We start from the raw sequence: 18,629 nt of genomic DNA on the forward strand, positions 1-18,629 counted from the left end.
GGGGGATATACCCCATATTCGTAGCCGCGGTGTGCCGACGCCCGTGCGCGCTCAGTCGGCCGCCGCGCCGGCGGCGACCCCGGTGTCCCTGTCGGTGTGTCCCCCGAGGACGGCATTCACGACGGCCCCGAGGAGGAGGACGACGCCGCTGAAGTACAGCCACGTGAGCAACAGCATGATGCCGGTGACGAAGCTGACGCCACCGCCGCCCGTCGAGACGGCGACGTAGACCTGAAACAGCCCCTGCAGGAGCGCCCACCCTACCGCCGAGAGGAGGACGCCCGGCAGAATCTCGCGGGCCGTCACGTCGACGTTCGGGAAGACGTAGTACATCGGGAGGAACGCGAGGACGAGGCCGGCCGCCAACACCAGCGGGAGCAACAGCCCGAGAAACGGTACCCTGCCGGCGAGCGCGCCGAAGATGGTCGTGACCGCGATGGTCGCGCCCACCGAGAGGACGAGCGACGCGAGGACCACGAGGCCGTCTCTGAGTTGCTGGAGGAGCGAGGTGTCGGAGTCCACCTCGTAAATTTCCTCGAAGGCGACGTCGAGGCCGCGAAAGAGCTTCAGCGCCCCCCAGACGAGGACGACGACCCCGACGAGCGAGGACCCGGCGGCGCCGCCGGACTGACTCTGGAGTAACTGCTCGATGAGTCGCCCGACAGTGGGCGAGACGTTCGACGAGACGAGCGTGAGAAAGCGATGCTCCAAGCCCGCTCCGAAGAGGGCGAACGCGAGGACGAGGAACAGCAGGAGCGGCACGAGCGAGACGAACGCGGTGTATGCGATGCTCCCGGCGAGGAAAGTGACGTTCTTCTCGCTGAACTCGCTCCCGACGGCCTTACAGACCGACGTGAGTTCCGAGATGGAGACCATGCCGATAGGCGTTGGTGCCGGACGTGGAAAAGGGATTTTTCAGAAGCACGTCCTTTCTTCCGTATGTGTCACCGGCGGTGAAGACGCCCGCGACGCCTGCCGCCGACGGCTGGTGGTGGCCGCGGCGTTCGAACCCGCGTCGCCAGTCCGCCTCAACCGGATACCGACGTGACCCGTCCGAACCCGACCGGAGGACCACCGCCGCGAATCGGTAGAGCAGTTGCACATCCGACACGAGCGGCGGTGGCGTGCTTCCGCACGGGCCGTGTCACGCGACGACCGGAGGTCGTCGATTCGGCACCCCTTTCCGCGTCGGCCGCGTTCGTAGCGATATGACCGAGCGGACGTGCGGAACGACGGTTCGAAACGCGACAGCAGGTGCGGAGAGGTAACCATGTCCGGGAAAGACGACTACTACAACAGAGCCAAACAGGAGGGGTATCGCGCCCGGTCGGCGTACAAACTCCAGCAACTGGACGAGACGGCCGGTCTGCTGGGCGAGGGGCGGACCGTCGTGGACCTCGGGGCCGCACCGGGTGGCTGGATGCAGGTGGCCGCCGAACGCGTCGGCGAACGGGGCACCGTCGTCGGCGTCGACCGCCAGCGCATCGACCCGCTCTCCGACCCCGAACCGACCGTCGAGTTCGTCCGCGGCGACATGACCGAGGACAGCACCAAGGCAGAGATACGGGACGTCGTCGGCGGGTCGGACGACGACACCGGCGGCCCCGTCGACGTGGTCATCTCGGACATGGCACCGAACATGACCGGCGAGTACGACTTGGACCACGCCCGGTCGGTCCACCTCGTCCGGCAGGCCTTCGAGGTGGCGACGGACCTCCTCGCCTCGGGCGGGGACTTCGCGGCGAAGGTGTTCGACGGGCAGGACCTAGACGACCTGAAAGCCGACATAGAACCGGAGTTCGAGTACGTCCGCGAGGTCCGCCCGGACGCCTCGCGGGACTCCTCCTCGGAACTGTACCTCGTGGCGAAACACCGCCTCACGGCGCCCGTCCGCGAGGGCGACGTGGTCGAGGTGACCATCGAGGACGTCGGCGAGGAGGGCGACGGCATCGCCAAGGTGGAGAACTTCACGGTGTTCGTCAGCGGCGTCGAGACGGGCGAGACGCTCGACGTGCGCGTCGACGACGTGAAACCGCGGTACGCGTTCGCGCAACCAGCGGAGTAAGGGCCGCTTACTGCACTGCGGGCGCCGCCTCGTCTTCCTCGTCCTCGATACCGGCCAGCGCGACGACGGCGTAGACGAACGGCGTGTCGAGCAACGCGATGAGCAGTTTCAGGAGATACTGCCCGACGACGAGCGACAGCGCCGCCGACAGCGGGACGCCCTGGAAGAGGACGAACCCGACGCCGATGAAGATGACCGTGTCGACGAGTTGGCTCGTGGCCGTCGACCCGACGTTCCGGAGCCAGAGCGCGTCGCCGTCGGTGGCGTCGCGCAGCGCGTGGAAGACGAACACGTCGAGGTTCTGGCTGACGACGTACGCGGAGAGGCTGGCGACGACGATGCCGGTGCTGGCCGCGAGGACGTTCCGGAACGCCGCCGGGTCGACCGGTTGGGCCTCGGCGGGCAGGCCGGGCGCGAGAATCGTGCTCCACACCAGCGCCAACAGGACGAAGTTCATCACGAAGCCGACGTTGACGACGACGGTGGCGGCCCGCCGGCCGTACAGTTCGGCGTAGCAATCGGAGGCGAAGAACGTCAGGGCGTACGCCAGCGCCGCCCCCGGGAGGACCAGCGACTCGCCGGCCACGGGCAGGGAGAACGGGAGGCCGAAGGCCAGTAGCTTCGACGCCGTCACCTGCGAGACGACCAGCGCCGTCACGAACAGGGCGACGAGGCCGACCCGAATCGGATGCTCGCCGCTACTGCTCATCGTCGAGTCGCCCCTGTCGCTCGTCGATGTCGTCCAGTACGTCCAGCGTCTTGCGGATGGAGGCGCGGATGGCCTCGCTCCGGTTGACGAACTTCCCCTCCTCGCCGACGTGTGCGTCTAGGTCGTCCAGAAGCTCCGCGGGCACCTCGACGCTTATCTTGGGCATATCCGGAGAATACTGTCAGCCGTGCTTAAATCGCTCGCCTCCGCGCGTCAGTCGGCGGGTTCGCTCCGGCCTTTCGGCGCCCGTCGGCCGCCGAGCGTGTACACCCAGAGGATGCCCAGTCCCAGCAGGTACGCGAGCGCCGTCGGGATGCCGACGATGAACATCGTGAAGATGCCGTTCGGCGAGAGGATGGCCGAGAGGGCGACGATGCCGATGACCACCTCGCGCCAGCGCTCGTACATCAGCGTGAAGGGGACGATGCCGCCGCGGTGGAACAGGAACATCGTCACCGGAATCTCCGCCAGCAGGCCGATGCCGATGGTGAGGAAGAACACCAGCCACCCGAACTTGCTGATGCGGTAGGCGATGACCATGTTGGCCTGCAACTGGTCGTAGGCGATAGCCGAGATGGTCATCGGCGCGACGTAGAGGAAGCCCAGCAGACTCCCGCCGATGAGCGCCGCGAACAGCGTGCCGCCCCACACCAGCAGGACGTTGCGGTCCCCGACGACGAGTCCGCGTTCGCGCATCGCCGGCCACGCGAAGTACAGCAACAGGGGGACGACGGAGATGAACCCGAGGATGGTCGAGAACTTCACGATGAACACGAGGTGTTCGACCGGGTGCAGCGTCACGATGTTTACGCCGTCGGCCATCCCCTCGGGGAGGCGACTGACGAAGATGCGCTGTATCTTCCCGATGCCGCCCTGATAGAGGAACAGGAACGCCGCCGAGAGGACGAGACCGAACACGCCCAGAATCCAGAACGCCTTCGAGGCGATGGAGTCGAGGATGAAGCGGATGTCGTAGTAGTAGCCGCCCACGTCGTCCTCGGTGGTCTCCTCGTCGGTGAAGGCGTTCAGCATCCCGGCCGTCGTCGAGGTGAGGACGTCCCCCTCCTCGTCCGCCGCGGCGTCGCCGTCGGCGCTCTCTGCGGCCGCCTCGTCGGGACCGCCGTCCTCGTGGGCCATGTCCCAGCGGTCCAGAATCAACTGCGCCTTCTCCTGGTTCTCCTCGGAGAGGGCGCGGTCGGCGTGGGCCAGCGCCTCCTCCTCGGTCATCTCCTCGAACACCTCCGGCGGGCACACCTCGATGGCCGAGGCGCTAATCTCGTCGATGTCGATGGCCGTCGGGTCGCCGTGGCGGCGACCCGGGCCGACGGCGCTCTGGTCCAGCGCTTGGAGGACGTGGTAGTAGAGGACGGCGGCGGTGCCGAACGCGCCGAACACGGCGGCCAGCAAGACGGCCGTCCCCTCCACGGAGAGGCCGAAGAGTTCGGGCCGGGCGAGGTTCCCCGTGAGTCGGGTCGAGTACTGCGCGCCGAACGCCTCGACGGCCCGCACGTACTGGAACGCGCTCGTCGTCAGCACGTAGTAGGTCAGGCCGCCGACGAGGACGGCCGACCCGAGGACGGTGTTCCACTGCTCGCGGGCGACCCGGCGCGTGCTGACGAGGTCGCTGGAGCGTTTGATAGTCACCGCGAGTTTCGAGAGGGCGAGACTCAGCCCGTAGAGACCACACAGCGGCGCGGCCCACATAATCTGGGTGAACGGGTCCGGCGGCGAGAACAGCGCCCCGAACCCGAAGATGATGACCACGGCGTAGCGCCACTTGTCGCGGAACGTCTCGTAGGGGACGATACCGGTGTACGAGAGCGCGGTCATCATCAGGGGCAACTGGGCCGCGAGACCGAACGACGCGGCCAACAGGAAGACGAACTGCGCCCACTTGACGATGGAGTACTGCGGGGTGAACCCGGCGGCGTCGGCGTTGCCCGCGAGGAAGTTGAACATCAGCGGGAAGAACAGTTCGTAGGCGTAGGCGACGCCGGCCGCGAACAGGCCCAGACTGACGAGGACGAACAGCGCCCCCTTCCAGAGCGGAATCTGCTCCGCCGGCCACCACCCGCGGCGTCGGAGGCCGTCCCGGCCGAAGTAGACGAGCAGCGGAAGGGCCATCAGGATGCCGACGACGGCCCCTATCTTCACCTGCAAGAGGATGACGTCGAACGGCGTGACGGCGACGATGCTCGTCGCTTGCTGCGTGGTGAGGTCCATCTGGGAGTACAGCAGGTCCTGCCGGAGTCGGTCCCAGACCCCGTACTGCAGGGCCATGATGGTCCCGAGCATCCCGACGACGAAGACGATGAACACCTTCTGGAGGTGGGTCTGCGCGGTGCTGAGCATTGCACCCAGCGTCGCACGGCCGCTCTGGACCGTCTGGACCGTGTCCTCGTCGATTGCACTCGCCATCTTCCGTGAGGGTAGCCGATTCTGCGTTATCAATTTGTTCATCACACGGGCGCTCCCGCCGCCGGGCGGCCGCGAACGTGGGCCGCTCGAAAAGAAAGTTTACAACCACCAACCGCTAAACCGCTTCCAGATGGTGGACGGCGACGGCGACGACGACCGCCCGCGTCCCGAGGACCCGCTTCTCTCCTCGGATTCGGGGAGCGACAGCGACGTCCACCCGGAAGCACACGGCTACGACCCCGACCGACAGTCGGACGAGACCGAGACGGCCGACAGCGACTCGGAGAGCGACGAGGACGTCGGCGAGGAGGAGGGCCGCCCGGTGAGCGGGCCGGGGCCCGAACCCGTCGGCGGCCACGAGACCACGGCGGGGTCCCACAGTCTCCCGGGGCCGACCCGCGCGGGACTGTTCGACCGCGACCCGAGCGAGGTCAGCGCCGCCACGCCCGCAGACATCCCCACCGACTGGGGCATTCCGGCCACGCCCACCCCGACCGGTGACGCGGCGGGCGGGGCGGCCGGCGCTGGCGCGCCCGGCTACGACCCCGACGACGAGGTGGGCGCAGGCGGTGCGCCCGACGACCAGGAGATGCCGCTGGCCGACCACGTCGAGGAGATGGCGACCCGCCTGTTCATCGTGGTCGGCGTCATGTCGGCCGTCGCCGTGCTGACGTTGCCGGCGTCGGACGAACTCATCAACTTCCTCTGGTACTCCTTCCTCGACGGGCCGGCGGAGGCCTGCGGCCAGTTCGCCGTCGACGCCCAGCAGGGCGGGTCCGGCACCGTCGCCGGCGCGGACTGCCCGCACGTCTACAGCCCGCTCGCGCTGATTCTCGCGCGGCTGAAGGTCGCGTCGCTGGTGGGGTTCATCGCCGCCTTACCGGTGTTCGTCTACGAGACGTACCTGTTCATGCGCCCGGGGCTGTACCCCCGCGAGCGGCGCTACTACCTCGCGGCGGTCCCGACGAGCCTCGTCCTCGCGGCCATCGGCGTCGCCTTCGCGTACTTCGCGGTCCTGCGGGCGATGTTCGACTACTTCATCACCTACTCCGACCGGGCCGCGGACCTCGCGTTCGGCCTCGGCGAGACGTTCAACCTCATCATCCTGATGCTCGGGTTCTTCGCGCTGGTGTTCCAGATTCCTCTGTTCGTGATGCTCGCCATCATGATGGGCGTCACGACCAGACGGTGGCTCGTCGACCGCCGCCTCTACTTCTGGGGCGCGTTCGCGGCCATCGCGTTCGTCTTCAGCCCCGACCCGACCGGGATGGCCCCCCTGATGGTCGCCGTGACGATGATAGGGCTCTTCGAGGGGACGCTCCTCCTGTTGAAGTGGACCGGGAGCAGTTCGCCCGTCCCGACCGCCGAGGACCTCGCGAACCGGCGGCCCTACGCCTACGCTCTGTTCGCGCTGGTCGGCTACGTCCTCAGCCCCGCGCCCGTGCCGACCGGCTACTACGGCCAGTTGCCCGCGAGCGTCACCGAGACGCTCGCCACCGTCGGCCTCGCGCCCCCCATCCTCGTCGGCGGGGGCCTCATCGTCCTGTTCGAACTGACCGCCTACGTCAACAAGAACTACTACGGCAGCGTGACACTCTGGCGCGGCCTCCGCCGGGCGCGCCTCCCCGTCTGGACGGTGGCCATCGTCGTCGGCTACCTCTCCAGCCCCGACCCGACGCTGTTCCGTCTGGTGAACCAGTTCGGACTGGCGACGACGGCCGCCGTCGGCGTCGCCGCCGCGCTGGTCGTCCTGTTCGAGGGCGGCCTGCTGGTCGCGCGCTACCGCCGCGGCGGCGCGAGCGAGACGGAGGAGTGAACGCCCGTGGCAACCGTTCTGCTCGTCCGGCACGGCGAGACGCACTGGAACCGCGAGGGGCGGGTACAGGGCTGGGCCCCGACGCGCCTCACCGACCGCGGCCGTGAACAGGCGGCGACGCTGGGCGCGTGGCTCGACGAATCCCGAAACGTCGACCGCGTGGTGTCCTCGGACCTCCGACGGACGCGCGAGACGACGGCGTGCGTCCGGGAGGCGAGTCCCGGGTTGCCCGCCCCCACGTTCGACCGGGCGTGGCGCGAACGCGGCTTCGGCGTCTATCAGGGGTTCCTCGGCGAGACGCTGTTCGAGCGCCATCCGGACCACGACCCCGAGGACAGCGTCTCCGCGCTCGACGTCGCGCCGGAGGACGGCGAGAGCGTCGAGACGTTCTGTGAGCGCGTCGAGTCGGCGTGGGCCGCGCTCCGCGAGGGCCTCGGTCCCGACGAGACGGTACTGCTCGTCACCCACGGCGGCGTCGTCAAGGTACTGCTCGCGGCCGTGACCGAGCGGTCGCTGGCGGCGACCATCACCGACCACTCGCCGCCGAACTGCTCGGTGACGGCGGTTCGACACGCCGACTCGGGCACGTCGCTCGTCACGGAGGGCGCGACGCCGTGGGCGTGACGAGCGCACCCGACGGCGTCGCCTCGCACGGACGAGGGAGTCGCTGGCCGGAGTCCGGCCGCCGCTTATAAAGAGTCGCAGATATCTCGCAGAACCGACCTCGGCCCGCGGGCCGAACTCCCGGTCGTGTCCCCATCGACCACCACGATGCTCCCGGAGACGGTGGCGCGGGCGCTGTTCGGCGGGTCCCCGACCCGCTTCGAGTACGTCGCGGCCGCGCTGGTGGCCGCCGTCCTCGTCTCGTTCGTGCCGCTGGTGTCGGCCGCCGTCGTCATCTGGGCCAAGCGCAAGATAACGGCGGCGTTCACCGACCGCATCGCCCCGAACAGGACCGGTCCGTACGGCCTGCTCATCGTCGTCGCGGACATCGTCCGTCTGCTGAGCAAGGAACTCGTCGTTCCAGAGGGTGCCGACCGCCCGGCCTACGACCTCGGGCCGCTACTGGTGCCGTTCTCGGCCATCCTCGGGTTCGCGGTGGTCCCGATGGGGTCGCTGTTCGGCGTCAACCTCCAACTGGCCGACCCGAAGACCGGCCTCGCCTTCGCGTTCGCGGTGGCCTCGCTGGCCACGCTCGGCCTCCTGCTGTGTGGCTACGCCTCCGACAACAAGTACTCGATGCTGGGCGGCCTGCGGGCCGTCGCACAGAACGTCGCCTACGAGATACCGCTCGTCGTGACCGCGGCGTCCGTCGTCCTCCTCGCCGGTACCCTCCAGACGAGCGAACTCGTCGCCGCACAGCGCCACCCGCTCCTCACCGTCGCGGGCCTCACAGTCCCCTCGTGGTACGCCTTCGTCAACCCTTTCGCGTTCGTGCTGTTCGTGATTGCGAACCTCGCGGAGGTGGGGCGCAACCCCTTCGACATCCCCGAGGCACCGACCGAAATCGTCGCCGGGTACCAGACGGAGTACTCCTCGGTGTACTTCGTCCTCGTCTACATGGGCGAGTTCGTCCACATCTTCCTCGGCGGCGCCCTCGTCGCCACACTGTTCCTCGGTGGCCCGGCGGGGCCGGCGCTCCCCGGGTTCGTCTGGTTCCTCCTGAAAATCTGGGCGGTCTTCCTGTTCACGCAGTGGGCCCGGTCGGCGGTGCCCCGCGTCCGCATCGACCAACTCGTCGAAATCGGCTGGAAGGGGATGCTCGTCCTCTCCTTCGGCAACCTGCTGGTGACGGCCGTCGTCGTGGGCGTCTTCGGCATCTGAGGACGCCCCCGAACTCTCTCACTCGACGGTCGGGTAGTCGGCGTCGAAGACGTTCGACACCACGTCCTCCTCGTCGTCCTCCTCTTCGGGACTGACGCTCCCGGTCTGGTAGCCGTGGAGGTCCAAGGTCACGTGGTCGAACCCGCAGTCCTCGACGTGGTCGCGGGCCGCCCGGACGAAGTCGGGGTCCAGTGCCGTCTCCAGTTCCTCCTCGCCGACTTCGATGCGGGCCAGTCCGTCGTGGTCGCGGACCCGGAACTGCTCGAAGCCCCACGTCCGCAGGAGGCGTTCGGCCTTCTCGACGCGGGAGAGGCGCTCCTCGGTGACCTCCAGTCCGGTCGGGATGCGCGAGGAGAGGCAGGCCATCGAGGGCTTGTCGGCGACCGAGAGGTCGTACTCGCGGGCGATGTCCCGGACCTCCTCCTTCTCGATGTCCTGTTCCAGTAGCGGGGAGTAGGCGTCCAGTTCGTCGACGGCCCGGAGGCCGGGGCGGTGGCCCTCGCCGACGTCGGAGGCGTTGGTGCCGTCACAGACGACGTCGATGTCCAGTTCCTTCGCCCGGTCGTACATCGCGCCCAGACGCATCGACCGGCAGTGGTAACAGCGCATGTCGTCGTTGCGCATGAACTCCTCGCTGTCGAGTTCGGAGAACTCCACGATTTCGTGTCGGATGCCGATTTCCTCGGCGACTCGCGTGGCGTCCTCCAGTTCGGCGGCCGGGAGCGTCTCGGACTTTGCGGTGCAGGCGATAGCGTCGTCACCGAGGGCGTCGTAGGCGAGCGCCGCGACGACGCTCGAATCGACGCCGCCGGAGAACGCGACGACCACGCCGTCTCGCGATGCGAGGTCGTCCCGGGCGGCGGCCATCTTCTCCGCGACAGCAGACATACCCACGCCTACTGGGTCGACGGGGAAAACCGCTTCGTGTCCGGTGTGACGACCGCCTGCCGGAGACACGAGATATGTACCGTCGCCTCGGGAAGCCCCGGGCGATGCCCTCCACCAGCCAGCGTCTCGCCACGGTAGCGGTCGCACTCGCGGTCCTACCGGGCGTCGCCGCCGCACAGCAACCGACCGGTCAGGTCACCCTGTCGCCGCTCGCGCAGTTCGCCGCGGCGGGCGGCTACAGCCTCGTCGTCGGCGCTCTCCTACTTGCTGCCGCCCCCGCATGGACCAGAAACGCCGTCGCGGACATCTTCGACGACCCCGGAGCCGTCGTCGCCGCCGGCACGCTCGGATACCTCGCGGTCGTACTCGGCCTCGTCCTGCTGGCGCTGACGCTCGTCGGTCTCGTCGTCACCATCCCCGGCCTGCTGGCGCTGTTCGTCGTCGCGCTGGTGGGGACGCCGCTGGGCGCGTACGCCGTGGGCCGATGGCTCACCGGGGTCGGCGACGTCGACAACCGCTGGGCGGCGCTGGCTTCGGGTGCCGTCGTCGTCGGTGCGGTCAGCGCCGTCCCCGTCGTCGGGAACCTCCTGAACGCGCTGGTGGCCAGTCCCGGCATCGGCCTCCTGCTGTTGCGCGGGAAAGCGAGCCTGCTGGAGTGATGGGGGCCGTCTGAACCGTCCCTCGGTGGTCGTCGGCCCAGCGTCCCGAGAACGACGGCCACAGGTCTAGCGAGCGAGCGGAGCCTTCTTGCCGCCGACCGCCGGAGTACGGGTATGGACATGACACGTCGCCCACGGCGGTTACGGACGGACGGGGTCCGGCCGCTGGTCCGCGAGACCGACGTCTCGGCGTCGGACCTCATCGCCCCCGTGTTCGTCGACGCGACGGCGGACGAGCGGATGCCTATCGAGACGATGCCGGGCCACGAACGGGTCCCCGTCGAGGAGAGCGTCGCCCGCGTCGAGGAGGTATTGGAGACCGGTGTCGAGGCCGTCATGGTGTTCGGCATCCCCGAGTCGAAGGACGAACGCGGGAGTCGCGCGTGGGCCAGCGACGGCGTGGTGCAGGAGGCAGTCCAGCGCGTCAGCGAGGAGACGGACGCCTACGTCATCACCGACGTCTGTCTCTGTGAGTACACCGACCACGGCCACTGCGGGGTGTTAGAGGAGACGGCCGAAGCAGACCCGGACCTCACCGTCCGCAACGACGAGACGCTCGACCTGCTGGGGACCATCGCGGTCAGTCACGCACGCGCGGGTGCGGACATGGTCGCGCCCTCGGGCATGATGGACGGGATGGTCGGGGCCATCCGCGAGGCGCTGGACGGCGACGGCCACACCGAGGTACCGATTATGAGTTACGCCGCGAAGTTCGAGTCGTCCTTCTACGGCCCGTTCCGCGACGCGGCCGACGGCGCGCCGGCCTTCGGCGACCGGCGGCACTACCAGATGGACCCCGCGAACGCACGCGAGGCCCGCCGCGAGGTGGAACTCGACGTCGAACAGGGCGCGGACGTACTGATGGTCAAGCCTGCGCTCCCGTATCTGGACGTCGTCCGCGACGTGCGCCGCGAGTACGACCACCCGGTCGCCGCCTACAACGTCTCCGGCGAGTACGCGATGCTCCACGCCGCCGCGGACAAAGGGTGGCTGAACCTAGAGGAAGTCGCCTACGAGTCCCTGCTGTCCATCAAGCGGGCCGGCGCAGACCTGATTCTCACCTACTTCGCCGAGGACGTCGCCGACCGTCTCTGAGACGACCGCACCGGTACACCAGCCGTAGGGACGAGATTCCAGCGACCGACCAGTTACGCTGAGAAAGTGTAGACACCCGTCCACCGAAGTCGCGAGAGACTGCGCGCGCAAGCAAAATCGGCCCGAAATCCGCCGTTCGGTCCGAATCGCGGTCGACGTTCGTCCAGAACACCTGCGGACAGATGCCGAGTTTCTTGACGGAGAACAACCTTATATCCATAATATCATACGGTAATCTGGACGGTCGTCTACCCAACACCCCGTAATTTCGATTTTCATAAAGCAAATCCTTATGTAGTGGTGTTGCCAGAGGTTTCTCCGTGAACGAGTTGACAAAGACGGCGATGAATACGATAAAGTTGGACGTTCAAACGCAATAGCCGCAACACAATACAACACATGGTACTCGAACTACTGCAGACCTCACCGGAAACGCTCGAAACGTTGGTCACGGGAGTCAACCTCCTGTGGGTCCTCGTCGTAACGTTCCTCATCTTCTTCATGCACGCCGGCTTCGCCATGCTCGAGGCGGGGCAGGTGCGCTCGAAGAACGTCGCGAACCAGCTCACGAAGAACCTCCTCACGTGGTCGGTCGGGGTGTCGGTGTTCTTCCTCGTCGGCGCCGGCATCTCGTCGCTCGTCGGCGGGGGCGGGTTCTCGCCGGCCTTCGTCGTCGAGAACCCGAACGACTGGGTCGGCTGGCTGTTCGGCGCCGTCTTCGCGATGACGGCCGCGACCATCGTCTCCGGGGCCGTGGCCGGCCGGGCCAAGCTCCGCGCCTACGTTGCCTACACGTTCCTGCTGGCGGCGGTCATCTACCCGGTCGTCACCGGCATCACGTGGGCCGGCTCGTACATCAGTTTCGGCGGCGCGACCTTCCACGACTTCGCGGGCGGGATGATCGTCCACGGCATGGGCGGCATCGCCGGCCTCACCGCCGCCTACGTGCTGGGTCCGCGCATGGGCCGGTACAACGACGACGGCTCGTCGAACGTCATCCCCGGTCACTCGCTGACCTTCGCCGTGCTGGGGACGCTCATCCTCGCGTTCGGCTGGTACGGCTTCAACGTCGGCACCGCCGCGAGCGTCTTCGTCTTCGAGGACGGTGCGCTCCAACTCGGCGCGTTCTCCTACGTCGGTCGCGTCGCCATGACGACGACCATCGCGATGGCCGCCGGCGCCATGGGCGCGGGGCTCGTCGCGTGGCTCAAGACCGGGAAGGTCGACACGCTGTACGTCGCCAACGGCCTGCTCGCCGGCCTCGTCGGCATCACCGCGATTCCCGACACCACCGCGTGGTGGGGCGCGTTCGTCGTCGGCGGCCTCGCGGGTGCACAGCTCCCGGTCGTGTTCAACTTCGTCGAGAAGCGCCTGAAGATAGACGACGTGTGTGCCGTGTTCCCGGTCCACGGGAGCGCCGGCGTGCTGGGGACGCTCCTGTTCCCGTTCGTCGCCGCACAGACGCCCGCGGGCGGTGTCGTGAACGCCTTCGTCGCGCAGGTCGTCGGCGTGGTCGCCATCGCCGGGTGGACCATCGTCGCGACCGCCGCAGTCTGGGGCGTCCTCAAGGCTGTCGGACAGGCCCGCGTCACGCCCGAACACGAGCAGGAGGGGCTGGACGTCAGCGAACACGGCGTCGAGACCTACCCCGAGTTCGGGGCCGACGACAGCGTGGTCGCCGACGGTGGTATCGTGACGGACAACGTGCGTACTGACGGAGGTTCCAAGGATGACTGAAGACACCGACATCAAGATGGTCGTCGCGATGGTTCGCCCGGACAAACTCGGAGACGTCAAACAGGCGCTCGCAGAGGTGGGCGCCCCGTCGCTGACGGTCACCAACGTCTCCGGTCGCGGTTCACAGCCCGCGAAGAAGGGGCAGTGGCGCGGCGAGGAGTACGTCGTCGACCTCCACCAGAAGGTCAAGGTAGAGACGGTGGTCGCCGACATCCCCGCCGACGACGTCGTCGAGGCCATCGCGGAGGGGGCCCACACGGGCGAGAAGGGCGACGGCAAGATATTCGTCCTCCCGGTCGAGGACGCCTATCAGGTCCGGACGGGTAAACGGGGACCAGAGGCAGTCTGAGCGGCGTCGATGGTCGACGACATCGACAGACAGGTCGTGAACGCCCTGCTCCGCGACGGTCGGGCCAGCGCCCGCGACGTCGCCGCAGAGACCGGCGTCGCGGCGACGACCGTCTCCCGCCGGATGGACCAACTCGTCGACTCCGGCGTCATCGAGGAGTACACCGCCCGAGTCGACTACGCGGAACTCGGCTACGACGTCACCGCCGTCTTCCAGCTATCGGTCGACGGCAACGGCCTCGCCGACGTGACCGAGCGCCTGACCGGCCTGCCGAACATGGTCGCCGTCTACGAGGTCACCGGGAGCCACGACGTCGTCGCCGTCGGGAAGTTCCGCGACACGAACGAGATGAACGCCCGCATCAAGGACCTGCTCACCGACCCGGACGTCGAGAGCGCGGCCACGTCGGTCGTGTTGAACACCGTCCGCGAACACGAGCAGTTCCCCGTCGACACGAGCGGCGAGTAGTCGCCGCGGTCGACGACTCCCTTTCCGCTTCGCTTCGACAGAACACCGGGTAGCGACAGCGCCGACGCGGCCAACGCCGGCGTGCGGTGGCGTTAAGCCGGTCGCCCCGCTCGAACGGGTATGGGACTGCAAGTCGACGTGCGGAAACTCGACCTCTTCAACCAGATGGCCAAAGAGGGGTCGAGCACCGTCGCCGACAACCTCGGGCAACTGACGGGGCTGGACGCGTCGGTCCACACGTCACAGATCAACTTCCTCGACATCGCGGACGTGAAGACCCACATCGGGAGCCAGAAGCAGGTCGGCATCTACGTCGAACTGAACGAACCGCCCTACGGCTACGTCCTGTTCATGCTCGACCCGGCCGACAGCAAGCGACTGGCCGGCGCGATGATGGGCGGGATGGGCGAGGCGAGCGACGGGGACGGGTTCACCGAGATGGAGCGCTCGGCGATGCAGGAGATAGGCAACATCATGACCTCGGCGTTCATCGACGGGTGGGCGAACGTGCTGGACACGACCATCGACATGGGGACGCCGAACTTCGTCTTCGGTCCCGCCAGCGGCATCGTCGACGAGATGGGCGGGTGGCCCGAGTCGGAACTCGTCTTCGTCATCGACTCCCAGATTACCGTCGAGGGCGGCGACCTCGGGATGACCGTCTACACGTTCCCCGAACTCGAGTCGCTCGTCTCCCTCATCCAGAACATCGACCTCGAGACGGACGTGGCCGTGGACACGAGCGCAGGCGACGTCCTCTGAGGGAGCCCCCACGGCACAGCCCGGTGTGGGTGCGACGACGCTGCGACGGGGTCAGGTCCGGAGCGCGTAGACGATACAGAGCAGGCCCGCTATCTCGAAGGTCTGGATAATCGCTTGCAGGAGCCGTTCCCCGGCCGCGACGGGCACGAGCAGATAGACCGGGACGACGAGTAGCGGCAGCCCGAGTACCAGCGTGAACCCGATGGCGATGAACAGCATCGGTCGACTGTCGTTCCGGCGGTACCCCCGGTAGGCGAGATAGGCGATGAAGAGGCCGATGGCTGCACCCACCAGTTCGTACAGCTGGAGCGCGACGTCGACCGGATTCGAGACCGACCACCCGGCCTGCACGAGTGGCGTCACGCCCGCGAGTGAGAGGCCCGTCATCGTCACATCTCCTCCACGAGGCGGGTGAAGCGGTCGGCCATGGACTCCGAACGCTCGACGCGCATCGTCAGGGAACCGTCGTCGAGGGCGAAGGTGACGCGGTCGAGGTTCGGCGCGTACACCGTCCTGTGGTGGCCCTCCTCGGGGTCGGGTTGGGTCCGCTCGACGAGGAGGTCCGCGTCCCGAAGCCGTTCGAGACGGCGGTAGATGGTCGGTCCCGACGCGTCACAGCGTGTTTTCAGGCGGCGTGCTGACATGGGTTCCTGACTCGTCTCGGTGAGGATTGTGCGGGCCGTCTCGTCTTCGAGTAGGCCCGCGACGGTCGCCACGTCCGGGTCGTCCTCACGCACGGTTGGTCGATAGTCTCGGAACGGCCCTAAAGAGGTGCCGACGACTTCAGCGCGTGAAGCCCTGCGTCTCACCCTATTGTCCCGTCGGCCGACCGGTCGAGTATGCAGACCCCGCCAGAGTCCGCCGCCGGTCGACTCGCCACGCTCGTCGAACGCCACCAAGTGAGCGCCTTCGTCGCGTTCACCCTGACCGTCTCGTGGGGCCTCTGGCTCCCGCTACTCGCCACCGGGACGGCGGTGCGGACCCACTACCTGATTCTCGGTGGGTTCGGGCCGGCACTCGCGGCCGTCCTCGTGGTCCGTCTACGAGGGGACAGCGTGCGAGCGTGGCTGACCGACGCCCTCGACTGGCGGGTCCGCAAGCGGTGGTACGCGGTGGCACTCGCCGCTCCCGTGGTCTTCGCCGCCGGCATCGGGGCGGTGTTGGTCGGTCTGACCGGCACGTTCGACGGCGAAGCGCTCGTCGCGTCGCTCCCGACGTACCCGCTGGCCGTCGCGTTCACCGCGCTACTGGGCGGCGGACAGGAGGAGTTCGGCTGGCGCGGGTTCGCCCTCCCGGCGTTGCAGGAACGGGTGGGCGCGCTGACCGCGAGCGTCGCCGTCGGCGTCGTGTGGGCGGTGTGGCACCTCCCCCTGTTCCTGCTGGACGCCCCCGGGTACGCCACCCCGTCGTTCGCATTCTACCTCCCGCTGGTCGTCGGGTTCTCGGTCGTGTTCACGTGGCTCTACAACAGTTCCGGCGGGCACCTGCTCCCCGTGATACTGCTCCACGGCGGCATCAACGTCGCGCCGGGGTTCGCCGTCCGGGCGACCGGTGACCCGCCCGCGAGCGTCCCCTTCGAACTCGTCTTCGCCGCCGTCGTCTGGACCGCCGCGCTCGCCGTGCTCCTGCGCTACGGTCGGAAGCGCCTGTCGGCCGGGCCGGTCGCGACCGAGGCCGCAGACAGACGGTCCGACCGCGCCGAGACGATGTCCGGCGGGGACGCTGTCGAGCACTGACCGCGAAGGCCGTCCCGACGGGGGGACCGGACCCGGGCGCGCGCCGTCGGAGCGCCAGCGTCCGGACCGTCGGCCCCCGGCGGCCAGCCGCCGCGTCACTCGTACAGTTCCGGTGCGGCGTCGTAGGCCACCGCCTGCAGGCGTGCGGCGTCCGATTCGTGGCGACGGTCGTTCTCTTCCGGCATCGTCAGTCGTCGGCCGACAGCGGTTCACCGCTGGCGTCCGTCGGGGCCGGACTCTCGCCGTCGTCGAAGGGGTACCACGACTGCTTGCCGTCGGCCAGACAGGGGTCGGTGTACCCCTCGACCTCCTCGGGTTCGGCCAGTTCCACGATGGTCTCGTGGCCGGTGGCGTCGACCCACTCGCGGAAGGTCTGGCCCTCCGAGCGCAGCGCCGCGTACGCCGCGACGACGTTGGCTATCATGCCGGGCACCTCGTCGGCGGGCACGCGCTGGCGGACCCACTCGATGAACGCGGGGTCGTCGCCCATGCCGCCGCCGACGCCGACGTCCATGGCCTCGACCATCTCGCCGTCTTTCCGGGCGCGCATCCCCTGTAAGCCGATGTCGGCGGTCATCGCTTGCCCGCAGTCGGCCGTACAGCCCGAGAAGTGCATCTTGATGCGGTCCACGTCGTCCGGCACCACGACGTTGTCCCCCAGCCATCGCAGGAGGCGGGCCATCCGCACCTTCGTCTCGGTGAGCGCGAGCGAGCAGAACTCCGTCCCGGTGCAGGCCATCGCACCCTGCACGAACGGGTTCGGTTCCGGCGAGTGCTTGTCCAGCAGCGGTTCGTCGAGCAGGGCGTCCAGATTCTCGTCGGGAACGTCCACGACCAGCGGGTTCTGCCGGCGGGTCAGCCGAACTTCGCCGGAGCCGTACTCGTCGGCCAGGTCGGCCAGTTCGATGGCCTCCTCGGCGGCGATGCGTCCGACGGGTACCGACAGGCCGACGTAGTTCCGCCCGTCCTGCTGGTCGTAGACGCCGACGTGGTCGTGAGCGCCCTGCTGGGCGGACTTGCCGGCGTTGTAGGAGTACTCGCCGCGGAAGTCGGTCCCCGCGGCCTCGAACTCGAAGTCGAGACGCTCGTCCAGTTCCTCGCGGATGGCGTCGGTCCCGTGTTCGTCGACGAAGAAGCGCGCGCGGTTCTTCGAGCGGTTCTGGCGGTTCCCCTCGTCGTGGTAGAACTCGACGAACGCGCGGACCGTCTCGACGGCGTGGTCCGGCCGGACGAACAGGTCCAGCGGGCGCGCCTCGCGGGGTTCGCGGCCGCCCAGACCGCCGCCGACCCGGACGTTGAACCCCTCGACTTCCTCACCGTCGATTATCTTGTGGGCGGGTTCGAGGCCGACGTCGTTGATGGCGTCCTGCGCACATCCCTGCCGGCACCCCGACACCGAGATGTTGAACTTCCGGGGCATGTTCGAGAGGTCGTCGTCCCCGCGGATGGTCTCCTGAATCTCGTCTAAGATGGGGCGGGACTCGACGTACTCCTCGGCCTTGCCGGCGACGGGACACCCAGAGATGTTGCGCATCGTGTCCCCGCCGGCGGAGCGAGAGGAGACGCCGACGGCTTCGAGTTTGTCCCATATCTCGGGGATGTCCTCCAGTTTCAGCCAGTGCAGTTGGACGGACTGACGGGTCGTGAAGTCGACCCAGCCGTTGCCGAACGCGGGATTCTCGGCGGGGCCTTTGGCGTAGTCGCGGGCCACCTCGCCGATAGTTCGGAGCTGTTCCGGTTCCAGAATCCCGCCGCAGTTCGTGAGTCGCATCATGAAATACGACTCCTGTCCGCCGCGGTGGTGGAAGACGCCCCAGAACTTGAACCGCGTGAACCACTCGCTCCGCTCGTCCTCGGGGATGGACTCCCAGCCCTGCTCGGCGAACTCCTCCAGTTTCTCTCGAACCTCGTCGCCGTACAGTTCGCCCTTGACGTCCTCTTTCTTGTGTGCCATCGTCAGTCCTCCAGAGACACGAATATTCGTTTGTTTTTGTCGTTCATTTGTATTCGAACGTCCGTTAATTCACACCAGATGCGTGAATGCGGACTGCTAAAACTCTAATCGTTGAAAAAGTCTAAAGATAGAGTTTCGCTCCGGACGGC

19 protein-coding genes are annotated in these 18,629 nt (G+C 67.9%); 11 read left to right on the forward strand and 8 right to left on the reverse strand.

Annotated features, from left to right (window positions below):
- Positions 1-51: 51 nt before the first annotated feature.
- Entirely contained in the window at positions 52-876 is an 825-nt protein-coding gene (locus Hhyl6_RS08380; protein ID WP_483738756.1) for a YihY/virulence factor BrkB family protein, read from the reverse strand.
- 394 nt (positions 877-1,270) lie between these two features.
- Between Hhyl6_RS08380 and Hhyl6_RS08385 the strand changes: the two genes are divergently transcribed.
- The gene (locus Hhyl6_RS08385) at positions 1,271-2,065 is read left to right on the forward strand and encodes a 23S rRNA (uridine(2552)-2'-O)-methyltransferase (protein WP_483738757.1); all 795 of its coding nucleotides are present in this window, start codon (positions 1,271-1,273) and stop codon (positions 2,063-2,065) included.
- Positions 2,066-2,072: 7 nt separating this feature from the next.
- Here the strand turns inward: Hhyl6_RS08385 and Hhyl6_RS08390 are convergent, their stop codons facing one another.
- Genes Hhyl6_RS08390 through tatC (Hhyl6_RS08400) form a run of 3 tightly spaced genes read right to left on the reverse strand, consistent with a single transcriptional unit; the run spans position 2,073 to position 5,192 of the window.
- The gene (locus Hhyl6_RS08390) at positions 2,073-2,774 is read right to left on the reverse strand and encodes a queuosine precursor transporter (protein ID WP_483738758.1); all 702 of its coding nucleotides are present in this window, start codon (positions 2,772-2,774) and stop codon (positions 2,073-2,075) included.
- A complete protein-coding gene (locus Hhyl6_RS08395; RefSeq protein WP_483738759.1) occupies positions 2,764-2,940 on the reverse strand; it encodes a ribbon-helix-helix domain-containing protein in 177 nt (58 codons plus the stop codon). Before Hhyl6_RS08395 ends, Hhyl6_RS08390 begins: the two co-directional genes overlap by 11 nt.
- A gap of 47 nt (positions 2,941-2,987) precedes the next feature.
- Positions 2,988-5,192, reverse strand: a complete 2,205-nt coding sequence (gene tatC / locus Hhyl6_RS08400) for a twin-arginine translocase subunit TatC (RefSeq protein ID WP_483738760.1) — start codon at positions 5,190-5,192, stop codon at positions 2,988-2,990.
- A 130-nt stretch (positions 5,193-5,322) separates the two neighbouring features.
- On the opposite strand from tatC (Hhyl6_RS08400), the gene tatC (Hhyl6_RS08405) reads away from it, so the two are divergent.
- From tatC (Hhyl6_RS08405) to Hhyl6_RS08415, 3 genes are all read left to right on the forward strand, one after another.
- A complete protein-coding gene (tatC, locus tag Hhyl6_RS08405) occupies positions 5,323-7,008 on the forward strand; it encodes a twin-arginine translocase subunit TatC (RefSeq protein ID WP_483738761.1) in 1,686 nt (561 codons plus the stop codon).
- Between the two features lie 6 nt (positions 7,009-7,014).
- The gene (locus Hhyl6_RS08410) at positions 7,015-7,632 is read left to right on the forward strand and encodes a histidine phosphatase family protein (protein WP_483738762.1); all 618 of its coding nucleotides are present in this window, start codon (positions 7,015-7,017) and stop codon (positions 7,630-7,632) included.
- A 147-nt stretch (positions 7,633-7,779) separates the two neighbouring features.
- The gene (locus Hhyl6_RS08415; RefSeq protein WP_483739686.1) at positions 7,780-8,832 is read left to right on the forward strand and encodes a complex I subunit 1/NuoH family protein; all 1,053 of its coding nucleotides are present in this window, start codon (positions 7,780-7,782) and stop codon (positions 8,830-8,832) included.
- Between the two features lie 18 nt (positions 8,833-8,850).
- On the opposite strand, the gene larE is transcribed toward Hhyl6_RS08415, so the two are convergent.
- A complete protein-coding gene (gene larE / locus Hhyl6_RS08420; RefSeq protein ID WP_483738763.1) occupies positions 8,851-9,720 on the reverse strand; it encodes an ATP-dependent sacrificial sulfur transferase LarE in 870 nt (289 codons plus the stop codon).
- 74 nt (positions 9,721-9,794) lie between these two features.
- Between larE and Hhyl6_RS08425 the strand changes: the two genes are divergently transcribed.
- From Hhyl6_RS08425 to Hhyl6_RS08450, 6 genes are all read left to right on the forward strand, one after another.
- Complete coding sequence (locus tag Hhyl6_RS08425; protein WP_483738764.1) at positions 9,795-10,379, forward strand: DUF8173 domain-containing protein; 585 nt, start codon at positions 9,795-9,797, stop codon at positions 10,377-10,379.
- A gap of 114 nt (positions 10,380-10,493) precedes the next feature.
- Positions 10,494-11,474: a porphobilinogen synthase gene (hemB, locus tag Hhyl6_RS08430; protein ID WP_483738765.1), complete on the forward strand. Its 981-nt coding sequence runs from the start codon at positions 10,494-10,496 to the stop codon at positions 11,472-11,474.
- A 399-nt stretch (positions 11,475-11,873) separates the two neighbouring features.
- Positions 11,874-13,211, forward strand: coding sequence for an ammonium transporter (locus Hhyl6_RS08435; protein ID WP_483738766.1), 1,338 nt, complete (start codon positions 11,874-11,876; stop codon positions 13,209-13,211).
- Positions 13,204-13,560 carry a nitrogen regulatory protein GlnK1 gene (gene glnK1 / locus Hhyl6_RS08440; RefSeq protein WP_483738767.1) on the forward strand — a complete coding sequence of 119 codons (357 nt, stop codon included), beginning with the start codon at positions 13,204-13,206 and terminating at the stop codon, positions 13,558-13,560. Before Hhyl6_RS08435 ends, glnK1 begins: the two co-directional genes overlap by 8 nt.
- A 9-nt stretch (positions 13,561-13,569) precedes the next feature.
- The gene (gene lrp, locus Hhyl6_RS08445; protein ID WP_483738768.1) at positions 13,570-14,028 is read left to right on the forward strand and encodes an HTH-type transcriptional regulator Lrp; all 459 of its coding nucleotides are present in this window, start codon (positions 13,570-13,572) and stop codon (positions 14,026-14,028) included.
- A 120-nt stretch (positions 14,029-14,148) separates the two neighbouring features.
- Positions 14,149-14,790, forward strand: coding sequence for a chemotaxis protein CheC (locus Hhyl6_RS08450; protein ID WP_483738769.1), 642 nt, complete (start codon positions 14,149-14,151; stop codon positions 14,788-14,790).
- Positions 14,791-14,841: 51 nt separating this feature from the next.
- Here Hhyl6_RS08450 and Hhyl6_RS08455 read toward each other — a convergent pair whose 3' ends face one another.
- Together Hhyl6_RS08455 and Hhyl6_RS08460 are read right to left on the reverse strand one after the other, a co-directional pair.
- The gene (locus tag Hhyl6_RS08455) at positions 14,842-15,177 is read right to left on the reverse strand and encodes a DUF7521 family protein (protein WP_483738770.1); all 336 of its coding nucleotides are present in this window, start codon (positions 15,175-15,177) and stop codon (positions 14,842-14,844) included.
- Between the two features lie 2 nt (positions 15,178-15,179).
- Positions 15,180-15,527, reverse strand: coding sequence for a helix-turn-helix domain-containing protein (locus Hhyl6_RS08460; RefSeq protein WP_483738771.1), 348 nt, complete (start codon positions 15,525-15,527; stop codon positions 15,180-15,182).
- Positions 15,528-15,629: 102 nt separating this feature from the next.
- Here Hhyl6_RS08460 and Hhyl6_RS08465 point away from each other — a divergent pair, with 102 nt between their 5' ends.
- The gene (locus Hhyl6_RS08465) at positions 15,630-16,526 is read left to right on the forward strand and encodes a CPBP family intramembrane glutamic endopeptidase (RefSeq protein WP_483738772.1); all 897 of its coding nucleotides are present in this window, start codon (positions 15,630-15,632) and stop codon (positions 16,524-16,526) included.
- Between the two features lie 187 nt (positions 16,527-16,713).
- On the opposite strand, the gene Hhyl6_RS08470 is transcribed toward Hhyl6_RS08465, so the two are convergent.
- The gene (locus Hhyl6_RS08470; protein WP_483738773.1) at positions 16,714-18,480 is read right to left on the reverse strand and encodes a nitrite/sulfite reductase; all 1,767 of its coding nucleotides are present in this window, start codon (positions 18,478-18,480) and stop codon (positions 16,714-16,716) included.
- Between the last annotated feature and the right edge of the window lie 149 nt (positions 18,481-18,629).

Source organism: Haloarcula sp. H-hyl6 (genome assembly GCF_056934455.1).